Source organism: Prochlorococcus marinus XMU1419, from assembly GCF_017695955.1.
Lineage (GTDB): Bacteria > Cyanobacteriota > Cyanobacteriia > PCC-6307 > Cyanobiaceae > Prochlorococcus_A > Prochlorococcus_A marinus_AD.
The window spans coordinates 82281-97801 of sequence record NZ_JAAORO010000001.1; the positions used below are offsets into that span (position 1 = coordinate 82281).

Sequence of the window (15521 nt, forward strand, 5' to 3'; positions counted from 1 at the left end):
ATTTTTAAAAGTTTTTTGAAAATATGACTCAAGTTAGCGTAATTAATATCAATTCTCCTTTTTTAGATCAAAAACCAGGCACATCTGGTTTAAGAAAAAGTACTTTAAAATTTCAGGAAGAACATTATCTAGAAGTTTTTATTGAAGCAATCTTGCAATCATTGGATGATTTAAAAGGTTCAAAGTTAGTAGTTGGTGGTGATGGCAGATATGGCAATATTGAAGCAATAGAAAAAATTGTCCAAATATGCGTTGCACATAAAGTTCAAAAGATTATTGTTCCAAAATACGGTTTATTATCTACTCCTGCGACATCACATTTAATTAGAAAAGAAAAGGCTATTGGTGGAATTATTCTTTCTGCAAGCCATAATCCTGGTGGGATTGATGGCGACTTTGGAGTGAAATTGAATATATCTAATGGTGGTCCAGCTCCTGAGATAATTACTAATAAAATTTTTAAGGCTTCAAAATCACTAACTAATTATAAAATTTGTAAAATTGAATTACCTAATTTTAGTGAATATGGCACTTATTCTTACGGTGAAACTACATTAGAAATTATTGATGGATTAAGAGATTATTCAAATTTGATGGAGAAAATTTTTGATTTTGATCAAATTAGTGATTTTTTAAAAAAAGACTTCTCGTTAATCTTTGATGCAATGAATGCGGTTACAGGTCCATATGCAAAAAATATTTTTGTTGAAAAAATGGGACTTGCAAATGATTGTGTCATGAATGGTTACCCTTTAAAAGATTTTGGAGGTTTACATCCTGATCCTAATCTTACTTACGCATCTCACTTGGCAGATTTGTTATTAAATAAAAAATCTTATAGTTTTGGTGCTGCCTGCGATGGAGATGGGGATAGGAATATGATTTTAGGAAGTGGATGTTTTGTAAATCCTAGTGATAGCCTCGCAGTTATCACTGCTAACACACAATTTGTTCCTGGTTATAAAGATGGCATTACAGGTGTAGCACGATCCATGCCAACCAGCTCAGCGGTTGATAATGTTGCTCGAGCATTAAATATCCCTTGTTTCGAGACACCTACTGGTTGGAAGTTTTTTGGAAATCTTTTAGATTCTAATTTAATTACTTTATGTGGAGAAGAAAGTTTCGGAACAGGTAGTAATCATGTGAGAGAGAAAGATGGACTTTGGGCAGTTTTGTATTGGTTACAAGTTTTAGCTGTGAAAAAATGTTCGGTAAGTGATTTGATGCAGAATCATTGGAAACAATTTGGTAGGAATTATTATTCAAGACATGATTATGAGGCAATCCCCTCAAATATTGCTAATCAAATCTTTGGTAACCTAAGTTCTATGCTCGAAAATTTAAAAGGAAATAGTTTTGCTGGCCATTTAATTAAAGTTGCAGATAACTTTTCATATTTAGATCCTGTTGATAATTCCACAAGTGAAAATCAAGGTTTAAGATTGGTGCTTGATGATAATTCTCGAGTAATTGTGCGCCTTTCTGGAACTGGAACTAAGGGTGCAACATTAAGACTTTATTTTGAGAAATTTTTCAATCCTCAAAAGAATCTTTCGTTAAATCCTCAGATCGCTTTGAAACCTCTAATAAATGATTTAGATGCTTTATTAAATATTTCAAAACTTACTCAAATGGAAACTCCTACAGTAATTACATAGAATTTAAAGTAATTATTTTTTGGTTTTATTTATATGCATTCAGAAAATTTATTTACTAATTATTCTCAAATAGAAAATAATGCACCTTTGGCAGATCAATTAAGACCAAAGAATTTGGAAGATTTTTTTGGTCAACAATCAATCCTGAATGAGAATTCGCTTTTAAGAAGTGCAATATTAAATGATAAGATTAGTAATTTTATTTTTTCAGGCCCTCCTGGTGTTGGAAAAACTACTCTAATTGAAATTATTTCCTTTAATACGCGTTCAAAATTAATTAAGTTAAATGCAGTATTATCAAGCGTTAAAGAATTAAGAAATGAAATCGCTAATGCAAAAGATAGATTAATAAATTCAAAAAGAAAAACAATTTTATTTATCGATGAGGTTCATAGATTTACATCAGTTCAACAAGATGCTTTATTACCTTCAATAGAAAATGGAACTATAACTTTTATTGGTGCTACAACTGAAAACCCTTTCTTTGCTGTCAACAAAGCGCTTGTTAGTAGGTCTCGAATTTTTACATTACTTCCTTTGTCAGAAAATGATTTGCAGAAAATATTACAAAGAGTCATAAATCACTATTCTAAAAAAAAAGATTCAAAAAAGATTTACATAACTCAAGATGCTACAAGTCATTTAATTAAATTTTCTGGCGGTGATGCAAGAACATTAATCAATGCGCTAGAGATGGCCATAGAAACAACTACTGAAAATGATGCTAAAGAAATCAAGATTAATCTCTCAATAGCAGAGGATGCAATTCAAAAGAAAAATATTGTGTACGATAAAAATGGTCAAAATCATTACGATGTAATAAGTGCCTTTATCAAGTCCATAAGAGGTTCTGATCCGGATGCAACTTTATTCTGGCTTGCAAATATGCTGGAGGTTGGTGAAGATCCTAATTTTATTTTTAGAAGACTACTTATATCTGCCTGTGAAGATATTGGAATTGCTGATCCTAATGCCATAGTAGTTGTACAATCCTGTTGTGACGCTTTTGATAGAGTTGGTTTTCCAGAAGGATTATATTTTTTAACGCAGGCTTCTTTATATTTAGCTATGTCTCCAAAAAGTAATAGTACGAAAAGTATTTTTAAAGCAATTGAAAAAATCAGATCTATAAATGCTTTTGATGTTCCACTTCATTTAAAAAATAATTCTAGTAGTTATGTTAATCCTCATAATTATCAAGGTAATTGGGTCGAACAAGAATATCTTCCTAAATCTTTAAGAGGTTTAAAAATATGGGAACCAAATAATAATGGATGGGAAAAAACTCAATATGAAGAATTTCTTAGAAGAAAAAAGAACTAAAAATTTTTCGAACAACAAATAATTTCAGGATTTAAAGAAGTTTTTTCTTCGTAGGCTAAAGCGATAGTCCAATTATGGAAGTTAATCTGTGAATAATTTAAATGTATGTTCTTCTTCTTATGGATTAATTCTTTTGGCTTTTCAAAAAATTGCCAATGTTTAATGTCTTTAGCTAATTTTCCATGATCCCATTTTATAGCTGCTTCAACTGCACACCATTGATTTAAAATCATATTTTTTGTTAAATAATTATTATGGTTTGATTTATTGGTATGAAAAAAATATTTTTCTGCAAGTTTTATATAGTTAAAATCTCTATCTGTTCTCTCAATATCAATCCCTATTTTGTTTTTATGCCAGACTATAGTAATGGCATCTTTACAATGACTTAAACTAATATTTCCCATGCCAGAAGGTAAGCTTGGAGGCTCTCCAGGATGAGCATTAATTGGAATTTCTAGGGGGTCTAAATCAAAAAGTGTTGAAAGTGATTGTCGCAAATAAGCTCTTGTTTCTAAGAAAATATTTGATCTTGAATTTGTTAGATTTTTTGCAGTTTTAATTTCTTCTAAAGTTGCGACATCTTGCACACCTTTAATCTCATAAAACCAAATTTTTGGTATTTTATATTCATACTCATTTAATAATTTCAATGGCTCTTAAGGTTGGCGACAAAGCACCAGAATTTAAATTAAAAGATTCTTTTGATAAAGATGTTTCTCTTAGTGATTTTAAAGGTAAAAGAATAATACTATATTTTTATCCAAAAGATAATACTCCAGGATGTACTAAGGAAGCGTGTAATTTTAAAGAGAATTGGGATTTACTCCAAAAAAATAATATTGTTGTGCTTGGTATTAGTAAAGATAATGCATCCTCTCATCAGAAATTTATAGACAAATTTAATTTACCTTTTATTCTTTTAACTGATCCTGAACCTTTCAAAGTTTCTACTGATTATGATAGCTATGGATTGAAGAAATTCATGGGAAAAGAATATATGGGAATGATGAGAAATACTTTTTTAATTGATACTGAAGGTAAAATCGAAAAAATTTACTTAAAGGTAAAAGCAGCAATAATGGCTGATCATATAATTGCAGACCTTGGGTTAAGCTAATTTTCTTACAGACAGGTGGTGAATAATCATCCCTTCCATAACTAAATTAGGAGCATTGATAATATTTTGTTTTTGATTCTTTAGAGATTTTGTGAGTAATTGAGAGTCTCCTCCACAGATTATCAAAATATCCTTTTCGGGATTAAATAAACTGTTAATCGCACCAGTAAGAGAGTTGATTACTCCTTTTAAGATTGCTTCTTCTGTATTAATTAAAAAATCTTTGATCGGAATATCATATTTTTTGGGAACTTTAAGATTTTTTGTATTTTGTTCCATTGATTTTAATTGTGTTAGAAAACCTGGAAGAAGTTGACCACCAATAATAGATCCATTTGAATTTAATTTTGTTATTGATAATATTGTTCCAAAATCTGCAATTAGCAAATCTTTTTTGAAAGGGTTTTCAATAATTTTTAAAGCGGCAGTACAGGCAAGAGCTCTATCAACTCCAAAATAATCAGGAAGATTTGATAACTTAATATCTTTAGTTTTGATTTCATTTTCTTTTTTCAGCAAAAAATTTGGTAATGTTCCCACAGAAGTCCAAATTAATTTATCAAGATCTATAGTTTTGGGAACTTTTTGCTCTTTTTTGGTATGGAAGAATTCAGATTTATTTTTAGAATATTGAGCCCAATGAAGCCTACTATTGCCTACTAATAAAAAATTTATATCTGAGACCATTTTTCTATGATTAATTTAATCATTAGTATGTATTCCGCATTCTTGTTTAATCCCTCCAAATCTTGTATCTCTTCCTTTTGTTTGGATACCATCGGGACTGCTTGAATGCCAATCTCCTACAGAAGAATAACCTTTGATAAAAAGTGGATGGGCAGGCAAGTTATTCTCTTCCATATAATAAAAAATATCTTTATTTGTCCAATTTAATAAGGGTCTTAAAGAAAGTCTTTGCCGAATTACGTCTATCAATTTCATTTTGTTTCTATTTTCTGTTTGACTTGATCTAACACCACTTGCCCAGCAATAAATATTATATTTTTCTAGCCCATTATCTAAGGGTTTTATTTTTCTTAACTCATGATACTTATCTAAATCACTCTCTTTATTTGTTTCCCAAAGTTTTCCATATTTAGCCTCCATTCTTGCTGGAGATAATTCACTTTGAAGAACTTCTACTTCTAATGATAAATCTTCAATAAGTTTTTCAGCGTAGTGGTATGTTTCTGGAGGCAGGTATCCTGTATCTATCCAAAATATTTTGATTTTTTTTTGTAGACATAATTTACTAACCATATCTAAGATAACTGATGACTGTATGCCAAAGCTTGTTGTTATAGCAAATTGATTATCAAACTTTTCATAACCCCAAGTAAGCATTTCTTGAGGCTTCATATCTACTAGCTCTTGGTTATATTTCCTTAACTTAGGTTGAATATCTTTAAGTATGTTTTCAATCATTCTTCAATTTGGTTATGAGTTGAATGTTATTTCGCTCAATTTAAGAATTATTCGTATAGTTTAATAATACATTTACGCATAACAATATTTCGCTAATGAAATCAATACAAAAACCAATAGTAATAGTTGGAGCAGGTTTTGCAGGTATGACATTTGCTTTGAATTTAAGGAAACTTAATCCCTCTTTACCTATTCTTGTAGTTGATTCTGAATATAACTTTATATTTAAACCGTTAATGTACGAAGTCTTAAGTAAAGAAATAAGAAGTTGGGAAGCTACACCAAAATTTGCAAATATTTTTTCTAATGCAGGTATAACTTTTTTAAGAAATTGTTTAACTAAAATTAACTTCAAAGAAAATATTCTTGAATTTAGTGACGACTTAAAATTAAGTTATCAATATCTTGCTCTCTGTACAGGATCTATTCCGAATAGTTTTTTAATAAAAGGTGTAGATGAAAATTGTTATTTTTTTAATGATTTTCAAGATCTAAATAAATTAAAATCTTTTTTTAATAAATCACAAAAAGCTACGTTTCATAAAAAGTTATTCATAGTTGGAGGTGGCCCCTCTGGCATTGAGTTGGCATGCAAAATTAAAGATTTATTTAAAGACCAATTTGATATTAATGTAATAGAAAAATCAAATGAAATTCTCAATAAAAATAAAATTTTTAATAGAGAACAAGCAGAGAATGCATTAGATAAAAGAAAAATTAACGTTCTTTTGAATTCCACAGTAAAAGAAGTCTCAGAAACTAAAATTAGTATCACTAGTGATGTTGGAATAACTTCATTTGATAAAGATATTGTTATTTGGACTGCAGGTGTTAAACCTAATTTGTCTTACTTAGAAACTGATGAAATAACAAAAAAATTTGGACGAATTTTAGTTAATAAAAATTTGCAGATAGAAAATTATAAAAACTGTTTTGCTATTGGTGATATTTCAGTTATTGAAGGAATGGAGGATTTACCCATAACTGCTCAGGTCGCCATGCAGGAAGGAAATCATCTTGCTAATAATTTACAACTTTTAATTCATGGAAAGGATCCTTTACCGTTTGAATTTAAAGATAATGGTGAAATGATTAGCTTAGGAATAGGCGAAGCTTCCATTTCTGGGCTTGGGGTTACTTTCTCTGGGAAACTTGCTTTTGAGGCAAGAAGACTTATATATGCTTCCAAGTTGCCTGATATTACGGAAAGCTTAAAATCTGCATCTTCATGGATATTCCAAAAAAAATCTATTCTTAAACAGTTTTTTAAAAAAGATAATCCGAATTAAACTTTTTTGAAATATTGTTTTTGGGTATATTGAGTTAAATAAGTTTCATATGAATTTAATTGCAGTAGTTAGTAATAATTTTGATGCGTTTATAACGGTAGTTGTTTTAATATTGTCAATAATTTTATTTATAAAAAATACTATTGCGCCAGAATTGACTGGATTGTTATGTGTTGGAATATTTATATCTACAGGAGTTCTTTCTCCTGAAAAAGCTTTAGCTGGATTTGGTAGCCCATCCTTAATTACCCTTATGGGTTTATTCGCAGTTTCCTCTGCATTATTTAAAAGTGGTGCCTTAGATAGAGTAAGAGAATTGATTTCTTCTGAAAGTATTAGAACGCCAAGGAAATTAATTTCTTTAATAGCTTTTTTGATTGCTCCAATATCTGGAATTGTACCTAATACTCCAGTAGTAGCTTCTTTGTTACCTTTAATTGAAGGTTGGTGCGAGCGGAGAAATATATCACCATCAAAAGTTTTATTACCTCTTTCTTTTGCTACTTTGCTAGGTGGAACTTTGACATTATTGGGTAGCTCAGTAAATCTTCTCGTAAGTGATATTAGTCAACAATTAGGTTATGGAGCTTTGGAATTATTTAGTTTGACTTCAGTCGGACTTCCTGTGTGGCTTATAGGTACAACTTATATGATTCTTGTTTCTGACATCCTTTTGCCAGATAGAGGGAGAGATAAAGAATTTATTAAAAATGGTGACATGAATATATACTTTACTGAAGTTACTATTCCCTCAACTTCAGAATTAGTTGGACAATCTGTCAGAAATAGTAGATTGCAAAGAAGATTTGATGTTGATGTTCTAGAATTGCAACGAAATGGGAAAGTTATTCTTCCTCCTTTGGCTGATAGAAAGATTGAACCGGATGATAGATTAATAATCCGCGTTACTAGGGCAGACTTATTTAGGCTGCAGCAGGAACATACAATTCTGTTAGGCGAGAACAGAACATCTTTCGATGGAGTTCATTTTTTCTCGGATGATGAAGGTACCAAGACCTTTGAAGCATTGTTACCAGCTGGCTCAACTCTAGCTGGTGCAAGTCTGAGAGAATTAAGGTTTAGGCAGCGTCATAATGCAACAGTTTTGGCACTAAGAAGAGGTCAACAAACTGTTCAGGAGAGATTAGGCCAAGCTGTTTTAAGGGCTGGAGATGTATTATTGTTACAAGCACCGTTAGATTCGATAAGAGGTCTGCAATCTAGTAATGATTTGCTTATTTTAGACCAATTCGAAGATGATTTACCTTTCTTGATAAAAAAACCTATATCGATCGGAATTGCAATAGGCATGGTGGTTTTGCCTTCGGTTTCTAATATTCCCTTAGTAGGTTCGGTTCTTTTGGCAGTGATTGCAATGGTTGCTTGTGGATGTTTAAGACCTGCAGAGATACAAAAATCAATTAGATTAGACGTCATTTTATTGCTGGGATCTTTATCGTGTTTTAGCGTAGCTATGCAGATAACTGGATTAGCAGATTTAATTGCAGTTAATCTAAACTTTGCCCTTAATGGAATGCCTCTTTATTTTGCACTTGTCGTAATTTTTGTATCTACAGTTATTCTTACGCAATTTATAAGTAATGCTGCTTCGGTTGCTTTGATTTTGCCTGTTGTTATTGAATTCTCAAATGTTTTAGAAATTTCACCAAGCGCTTTAATAATGCTTGTTTTATTTGGTGCAAGTCAATCTTTCTTGACTCCAATGGGTTATCAAACAAATTTAATGGTTTATGGTCCTGGAAGATATAGATTTTTTGATATCGCAAAATACGGAGCTGGATTAACACTTATAATGTCATTTACTGTGCCAGCATTGATAATTTTAAATTACGGGTAATATCGTGAAATTCACAAGTAAGGTTTATAAGTTAAAAGATGCTTACAAAAAGCTCTCTGTACCTCAATTTACTATTGTTACAGGCTTGTTTATTATTTGTCTTGGAACTTTAATTTTAAGCTCTCCATTATGTTCATCTTCAAAGGTTGGTTTGTGGGAGGCATTTTTTACATCAACTTCTGCTATAACCGTAACTGGCTTAACCATAATAGATATTGGTGTTGATTTAAATTTCTTTGGCCAAGTTTTCTTGGCTTTTATGCTTTTATCAGGTGGTCTAGGATTAATGGCCATTACAACATTTTTACAAGGGTTTGTTGTCAAGGGGACAAAGCTAAGAACTAGATTAGACAAAGGAAAGACTTTAGATGAATTTGGAGTTGGAGGAATTGGTCGAACTTTTCAAAGCATTGCTATCACAGCGATTAGTATCATATCCTTGGGTGCAATTATCTTATATTTTTTTGGATTTGTTGACATTCAAAATAATTCGGAAAGACTATGGTCCTCGATTTTTCACAGCATTTCTGCATATAACAATGCAGGATTTTCATTAATGTCAAAAAGTCTTCAAGACTATAGAACAAATTATCTGGTGAATAGTGTTTTTGTTTTTCTCATTGTTATGGGTGGATTGGGTTGGCGGGTTATTGATGATATTTGGAGTCATAAAAAAAATCTTTCTTATAGAAAATTAAGCCTTCATTCCAGACTAGTTATTAGGACAAGTTTGTCTTTAATATTGTTCGGATCATTAGGATTCTTTATTACTGAATCATTGCTAAATAGTCAATTTTTTAATGATTTAAATTTGTTTGAACGATTAATGTCATCTGTCTTTGAAACAGTAAGTGCAAGAACTGCAGGCTTTACAAATTTTCCGATTTCTTTGAACTCTATCTCAGATACGGGTCTTTTATTATTAATGACGCTTATGTTTATTGGAGCAAGTACCGGAGGTACTGGTGGAGGCATAAAAACAACTACATTTATTGCTTTAATGGCTGCAACTAGATCAACTTTAAGAGGTCAGAAAGATGTAATTATTAGCAACAGATTAATTTCAGATAAAGTTATCCTAAAGGCAGTTGGAATCACAGTTGGATCTTTGCTTTTTGTTCTTTTAATGGCAATGTTGCTTAGTACAACTAATACTTTTGTTAAAAAAGAATCATTCACATTCCTAGAAATTCTGTTCACTTGCATATCTGCATTTGCAACAGTTGGTTTTGATATTGGTTTAACTGCAAAATTAAATCATTTTGGTCAATTTATTCTTATTGTGGGTATGTTTGTGGGCAGACTTGGTATCCTTTTGCTTTTAAGTGCACTTTGGCAGGCTCTTTATAAGAGTAGAATAGATAGACAAAAGAGAATTGGCTATCCTAGGGCTGATCTATATGTTTAAGTTTGACTGAGTTTTATTATGGCTGATTGGTGGCAGTGGTCTCAAAAGAGAGAAAATGAAGCACTCACTTTTGCAGTTGTCGGCGTTGGAAGATTTGGAACCGCAGTTTGCAGAGAACTTATTAGTAATGGTGCAGATGTTTTGGCTGCAGATTATTCGGAAAAAGCTATTGATGATTTAAGGCAATTAGAGCCTTCGATAGAAGCGAGAGTAGTAGATTGTACTGATGAAGAGTCTATGAAGGAATCGGGAATACTTGAAATGAATACTGTTGTAGTGGGTATTAGTGAACCCATTGAAGCCAGTATAACTACAACTCTTATTGCAAAGGACAGCGAAGGCAGCAAAGTGAAAAGAGTAATAGCGAGAGCTACCAGTGACTTGCACGAAAAAATGTTAAAAAGAGTAGGTGCAGATAAAGTTGTTTTCCCATCTAGGATGCAAGGAGAAAGATTAGGTTTGGAACTAGTAAGACCAAACTTAATCGAAAGATTAGAACTTGATAATCAAACTGGTATAGATGAAATAACTGTTCCAGAGGAATTTATTGGAAGATCTTTAAGAGATTTAAATTTGAGAAAAAATTATTTAGTAAATGTTCTTGCTGCAGGACCTGCTGAAGAGTTAACAGTTAATCCTCCAGCAAAATATATTTTGGAAAGAGGCAATATTTTGGTAGTCATGGGTAAAACTGTAGATTTACAGAAATTGCCTCAAAATTAATTATTTTTAATCAGAATTTTTATAATATCTAATCCTTTGAGGAGCTCTTTTTAATCTTCTGACGCTTTGTTTTTCAAGTTCGTTTCTAAATTTATCAGTATTTAAATTATTTTCTGAAATAGGTGATTTACTCTCTTTTTCGAAATATTTTTTTATACCTTCTTGTATTAATACTTTTGCCATATTACTAACTGTCCTAGATTCGTTACTGGCTAAAATAGTAAGTTGCTCGCATATTAATTCTGGAAGAACTACTTGAATTCTAGGAGATTTAGGCTTCCCATTAGTTGAGTTTTGACGGGTAGCCATGAGTCAAAGTTGATAACTGTTACTTATTAGTATACACAGTTAGTCAAGGATACTATCTTTGTGTATATTATTAGTAAGGAAATTTATGTCCGTATCAATTAATTGTTTTATTGTCCCATGAAAAATTCAAGAAAAATTGATTCTCCTAAAAGGTCGATAATTGATAAACCGAAAAAAAGATTGGTTAATTCTGATTCTCACGATAATGAAAATAGTGACGTATTGGTATCAGCTGTAATTAGTCCATATTTGTTAACTCATCTTCACCATATTCTTCAGCAGTCTGAGTATTATGCTCAAAAAGATGGTAGAAAATCTCACGCAGCTAACTTTGCGAAACTAAGAAAAGTTTTATGTTTAGACGCAAGAAGTATGGCAGATGCCTCTGCAAAAGAGATAAAAGATGTTGATAATGATTTATCTATTAATAAATATAATGAACAAAATGTAGCTTGAAGTAATAATCTATTAATAAATAGATTTTAAAAACATGTCCAGTAACGCTGAGAAGCTCTATAAATTAATAGCCAACGATTCCAAAAAGAAACAAAGTCTCTTTATGACAGCCTTAACTAATCCCAAAAAAGCCTTAGATACAATATGCGATATTGGCAACGAGTTAAATATTTCTGTGACCAAAGAAGAGGTTATTGAATATTTGGGTACCATTGATGATGAGGCAACTAAAATGTGGTTAATCAAGGCTCGAGGCGGTCTTTAGGAAAAGGTTTCGAATAATTATTATTTGGATTAGGAATAGGTTTTATTCTTTTGTTGTAGCCACCTCCACCAGCCAAAGTCCAAAAAAACCAATAACTTGGAATTGCAAGAGCTGCAGCTATGAAAATTACCACAATTTGTTCTATTCTTTTCATGGTTTAATTTTATTCCACAAAATATTTTTTAGTAAATAAGCCACAGATTTTGTAAATTCTATTTTTAAAACAGTGATTAGATTTGAAGGTGTAAGCAAAATTTATTCAACAGATGTTGTTTTAAAAAATATTAGTTGGGAGATTAAGAAAGGAGAAAAAGTTGGCTTAGTTGGTTCTAATGGTGCAGGTAAATCAACCCAATTTAAGATTTTAATTGGAGAGGAAGAGCAAACAAGTGGAACTATCATCAAAGAGGGAAATCCTAAAATTTCCCATTTAAAACAAGAGTTTGATTGTAATTTGAATTTTTCAGTGAGACAGGAATTAGAAAGTTCTTTTAAAGATATACAAATTGTTGCCATTAAACTTTTAGAAATTGAGAATAAAATGAAATCATTGGATATAAAAAAAAATTCCGATGAACTTGAAATATTTGTTAATCAACTCGCAAAATATCAAGCAAAATTTGAAGCTTTAGGTGGTTATAAAATGCAATCTGATGTAGAAAAAATATTACCAAAATTAGGCTTTTCTATAGAAGATGCTGATAAATTAGTTGGCAATTTCTCAGGTGGTTGGCAGATGAAAGTTGCACTTGGAAAAATAATCTTACAAAAACCTGATTTACTTTTACTGGATGAACCAACAAATCATTTAGATTTAGAAACTATTTTTTGGTTGGAAGAATATCTGTCATCGCTTAAGATTGCAGTTATAATAATAAGCCATGATAGATATTTCTTGGATAAATTATGTAAAAAAATAATTTTTGTAGATAGAGGAACATCTGAAACATATAATGGGAACTATTCTTTTTTTGTCGAACAGAAATCTTTGAATGAAGAATCACAAAATAAGGCATATCAATTACAACAAAAAGAAATTGATTTACAGAAGAGGTATATAGATAGATTTAGAGCTAGTGCAACTAGAAGTTCTCAAGCAAAGAGTAGAGAAAAACAATTAAAAAAGATTTCTAAAATTGAGGCTCCCACAGCAAAATCAAAAAGTCCTGTTTTTAATTTTCCAGAGTGCCCTCGCTCAGGAAAATTAGTTCTAAATATCAAAAATTTGTCTCATAGTTTCGAGGATAAAATTCTTTTTTTAGATATTAATTTAAAGATTTCTTCTGGGGATAAAATAGCAATATTGGGACCTAATGGCTGCGGTAAATCTACATTGCTTAAAATTATTATGAAAAAAATATCTCCTGAAATTGGAGAAATTAATCTTGGTAAACATAATATAATTACTAGCTATTATGAACAGAATCAGGCTGAAGCACTTTCACTTGACGAAAGGGTTATTGATTTAATATTTAATAAGTCTCCGGAATGGTCCCAAAAAAAAGTTAGAACATTTTTAGGAGGTTTTGGCTTTCAAAATGAAACCGTTTTTAAATATATTAAACAACTCAGTGGGGGAGAAAAGGCAAGATTAGCATTAGCGCTCATGATTATTAATCCTAGTAATTTCCTTCTTTTGGACGAGCCAACTAATCATTTGGATCTGCAATCTAAGGAAAACTTAGAATTAGCAATTAAAAATTATAAAGGTTCATTATTAATCATTTCTCATGATCGGTATTTTATTTCAAAGGTTGCAAATAGAATTGTTGAAATTAAAGATTCAAAGTTATTTTCATATGATGGTAATTACGAATATTTTTTAGAAAAAACTCAAAGCCAAAAAATTTGATTTCTTTTAATAAAATTTACAATTGGCTAAGTAAGATAACTCATTTATCTTTACATAGTTTACCGTCCTTGATTAATCTTAAAAATACAAAAATAGATTTTAATAATTTAAATGAAAAATTATGATTTCCAAGAAAAACAATTTCAAATTTCTGATCCTATTGAAAGTTATTTTGAATGCATTACTTCTTGTGATATGAAAGATGGTAGATGTATTTCTAGATGTGTGGAGATACTTAAAAGGAATGATAATTAAATTTTTTAGTTCTTTTGTAGATTAGTAATATCAGTTGGTCTTACTTTTAATTTAATAAACTTATTTTTACGCTGCAAAAATATATCTATTTGTTTTTTGGTACCATTTTTACTAATTTGTTCTATTACGTCTGATGCATTTTCAATATCTTTATTGCCTATTTTAATTAAAATATCACCTATCTTAATTCCACTTTCTTCAGCTGGACTGTTCGGTACTACATATCCAACTTTTACTACATTATTTTTTCTCTCAGCATTAATTTCTTCTATTAGGCTAATTCCAATCATAGGATGTATTACTTTCCCATTGTTTAAAAGTTGATAAGCAATTTCCTTAGCTTTATTAATTGGGATTGCGAAACTCAAACCTGCTCCTGGACCTGATCTTATCAACGTATTAATACCAATTACTTCTCCATCGCTATTTAATAGTGGGCCTCCAGAATTGCCGGGATTAATAGCAGCGTCTGTTTGTATTAGTTCAAGTTTTTTATCATATATTCCTAATTGATTTACGTTTCTATTTAGATTACTAATAATACCAAGAGTAACTGTGTTTTCCAGTCCGAATGGATTTCCAACTGCGATAGCCCAATCACCAACTTTAATCTTTTCAGAATCGCCCAATTTTGCTTTTGGCCAAGGCCCTTTCCCTTTAATCTGTAGAACAGCTAAATCAGTAAAAAAGTCTTGGCCTATTAGTTTAGCATTTAATTTTTTGCCATTAGTCAAACCAACAATTACCTTATCTGAGCCATTCACTACATGAGCATTGGTCATTACAAGTCCATCTGCAAATATAAATCCACTGCCTTGGTTTTGCTCTATCCTTGGTCGATTATCGTTGGGCAAATCTAATCCAAAAAATCTTTCAAAATATGGGTCTAGATATAGTTGAGAATTTCTTGGAAAATTTCTTTTTTTAACATATCTTTGAGTATCAATTGTCACCACAGCTGCACCGGTTTTTTCTACGGCTTTGGTTATGAAAGATTTGTTTGAATAAAAATTTTCTTTATGATATTTTGTTTCAGTTAATGATTCGGATATTACATTTGACGGATATATAGAACCTATTGCAATTAATGAGGAGAGTAATACTTGCTTATAATTGAAAATCTTCAATTTTGATTTTTTTATTTTTTTCGAAAACATAAATACACATTAGTTGTGTAATTTAAATATAACTACTAAAAAAATTAATTTACTTAAGAGAAAAACTTATTAACTAAAAATAGCTAATTTTCTTTTTTTCAGGCTATGATGACTATCATAAGCAAATTAATTTATAAGTTTGATGACTCTTCTATTTCCGATTATATATTCTGCAGCTCTAACCTATTTAGTTTGGAAAGCTTTTAAGGTGATGTCTAATGGTTGGGGCATTTCTAGCACTACAAAAAAAGATTTTTACAAATCAAATTTAAAACAAAATAAATATACAATACATCCAGAACTTCTTGATAAATCAGGAAATATAACAGAGGAGGAGTTACTAACAGTAAGATTTTCAAATGATAATGATACTTCCCTAGGAGAAAAGGGCTCAACAACTGATTAAACGAACAAAAATTT

Annotated in this window: 18 protein-coding genes; 12 read left to right on the forward strand and 6 right to left on the reverse strand. The window is 30.7% G+C overall.

The window, feature by feature from the left end; all coding sequences use genetic code 11:
* The first annotated feature begins 23 nt into the window (after positions 1-23).
* Positions 24-1661 (forward strand): alpha-D-glucose phosphate-specific phosphoglucomutase, encoded by a 1638-nt coding sequence (locus HA151_RS00400; protein WP_209105606.1) that lies wholly within the window; start codon positions 24-26, stop codon positions 1659-1661.
* A 33-nt stretch (positions 1662-1694) separates the two neighbouring features.
* Positions 1695-2984 carry an AAA family ATPase gene (locus HA151_RS00405; protein WP_209105607.1) on the forward strand — a complete coding sequence of 430 codons (1290 nt, stop codon included), beginning with the start codon at positions 1695-1697 and terminating at the stop codon, positions 2982-2984.
* Here the strand turns inward: HA151_RS00405 and HA151_RS00410 are convergent.
* Positions 2981-3637, reverse strand: a complete 657-nt coding sequence (locus HA151_RS00410; RefSeq protein WP_209105608.1) for a 4'-phosphopantetheinyl transferase family protein — start codon at positions 3635-3637, stop codon at positions 2981-2983. The genes HA151_RS00405 and HA151_RS00410 overlap by 4 nt on opposite strands.
* Between HA151_RS00410 and bcp the strand changes: the two genes are divergently transcribed.
* A complete protein-coding gene (bcp, locus tag HA151_RS00415; protein WP_209105609.1) occupies positions 3637-4104 on the forward strand; it encodes a thioredoxin-dependent thiol peroxidase in 468 nt (155 codons plus the stop codon). The two genes, HA151_RS00410 and bcp, sit on opposite strands and share 1 nt — an antisense overlap.
* On the opposite strand, the gene HA151_RS00420 is transcribed toward bcp, so the two are convergent.
* Together HA151_RS00420 and HA151_RS00425 are read right to left on the reverse strand one after the other, a co-directional pair.
* A complete protein-coding gene (locus tag HA151_RS00420; protein ID WP_209105610.1) occupies positions 4096-4791 on the reverse strand; it encodes a type III pantothenate kinase in 696 nt (231 codons plus the stop codon). The two genes, bcp and HA151_RS00420, sit on opposite strands and share 9 nt — an antisense overlap.
* 15 nt (positions 4792-4806) lie before the next feature.
* Positions 4807-5529, reverse strand: coding sequence for a phosphoadenylyl-sulfate reductase (locus HA151_RS00425; RefSeq protein ID WP_209105611.1), 723 nt, complete (start codon positions 5527-5529; stop codon positions 4807-4809).
* 95 nt (positions 5530-5624) lie between these two features.
* Between HA151_RS00425 and HA151_RS00430 the strand changes: the two genes are divergently transcribed.
* The 4 genes from HA151_RS00430 to HA151_RS00445 are packed head-to-tail and all read left to right on the forward strand — an operon-like array spanning position 5625 to position 10807.
* On the forward strand, positions 5625-6818 hold the full coding sequence (locus HA151_RS00430) for an NAD(P)/FAD-dependent oxidoreductase (RefSeq protein ID WP_209105612.1): 1194 nt from the start codon (positions 5625-5627) through the stop codon (positions 6816-6818).
* A 49-nt stretch (positions 6819-6867) separates the two neighbouring features.
* A complete protein-coding gene (locus HA151_RS00435) occupies positions 6868-8676 on the forward strand; it encodes an SLC13 family permease (RefSeq protein WP_209105613.1) in 1809 nt (602 codons plus the stop codon).
* Between the two features lie 4 nt (positions 8677-8680).
* Positions 8681-10084: a potassium transporter TrkG gene (locus HA151_RS00440; protein WP_209105614.1), complete on the forward strand. Its 1404-nt coding sequence runs from the start codon at positions 8681-8683 to the stop codon at positions 10082-10084.
* Positions 10085-10102: 18 nt separating this feature from the next.
* Positions 10103-10807 (forward strand): potassium channel family protein, encoded by a 705-nt coding sequence (locus tag HA151_RS00445; RefSeq protein ID WP_011862125.1) that lies wholly within the window; start codon positions 10103-10105, stop codon positions 10805-10807.
* Positions 10808-10813: 6 nt separating this feature from the next.
* On the opposite strand, the gene HA151_RS00450 is transcribed toward HA151_RS00445, so the two are convergent.
* Positions 10814-11116 (reverse strand): ribbon-helix-helix domain-containing protein, encoded by a 303-nt coding sequence (locus HA151_RS00450; protein WP_209105615.1) that lies wholly within the window; start codon positions 11114-11116, stop codon positions 10814-10816.
* Positions 11117-11233: 117 nt separating this feature from the next.
* Between HA151_RS00450 and HA151_RS00455 the strand changes: the two genes are divergently transcribed.
* The gene (locus HA151_RS00455; protein WP_209105616.1) at positions 11234-11572 is read left to right on the forward strand and encodes a hypothetical protein; all 339 of its coding nucleotides are present in this window, start codon (positions 11234-11236) and stop codon (positions 11570-11572) included.
* Positions 11573-11606: 34 nt separating this feature from the next.
* Positions 11607-11837, forward strand: coding sequence for a hypothetical protein (locus tag HA151_RS00460; RefSeq protein ID WP_209105617.1), 231 nt, complete (start codon positions 11607-11609; stop codon positions 11835-11837).
* Here HA151_RS00460 and HA151_RS00465 read toward each other — a convergent pair.
* The gene (locus HA151_RS00465) at positions 11815-11991 is read right to left on the reverse strand and encodes a hypothetical protein (protein ID WP_209105618.1); all 177 of its coding nucleotides are present in this window, start codon (positions 11989-11991) and stop codon (positions 11815-11817) included. The two genes, HA151_RS00460 and HA151_RS00465, sit on opposite strands and share 23 nt — an antisense overlap.
* A gap of 72 nt (positions 11992-12063) precedes the next feature.
* Between HA151_RS00465 and HA151_RS00470 the strand changes: the two genes are divergently transcribed.
* Both HA151_RS00470 and HA151_RS00475 read left to right on the forward strand, forming a co-directional pair.
* Positions 12064-13689 carry an ABC-F family ATP-binding cassette domain-containing protein gene (locus tag HA151_RS00470; RefSeq protein ID WP_209105619.1) on the forward strand — a complete coding sequence of 542 codons (1626 nt, stop codon included), beginning with the start codon at positions 12064-12066 and terminating at the stop codon, positions 13687-13689.
* Between the two features lie 111 nt (positions 13690-13800).
* Entirely contained in the window at positions 13801-13944 is a 144-nt protein-coding gene (locus HA151_RS00475; protein WP_209105620.1) for a hypothetical protein, read from the forward strand.
* Positions 13945-13949: 5 nt separating this feature from the next.
* Here the strand turns inward: HA151_RS00475 and HA151_RS00480 are convergent, their stop codons facing one another.
* Entirely contained in the window at positions 13950-15101 is a 1152-nt protein-coding gene (locus tag HA151_RS00480; protein ID WP_209105621.1) for a trypsin-like peptidase domain-containing protein, read from the reverse strand.
* A gap of 142 nt (positions 15102-15243) precedes the next feature.
* On the opposite strand from HA151_RS00480, the gene HA151_RS00485 reads away from it, so the two are divergent.
* A complete protein-coding gene (locus HA151_RS00485; RefSeq protein ID WP_209105622.1) occupies positions 15244-15507 on the forward strand; it encodes a DUF2973 domain-containing protein in 264 nt (87 codons plus the stop codon).
* The last annotated feature ends 14 nt before the right edge of the window (positions 15508-15521 follow it).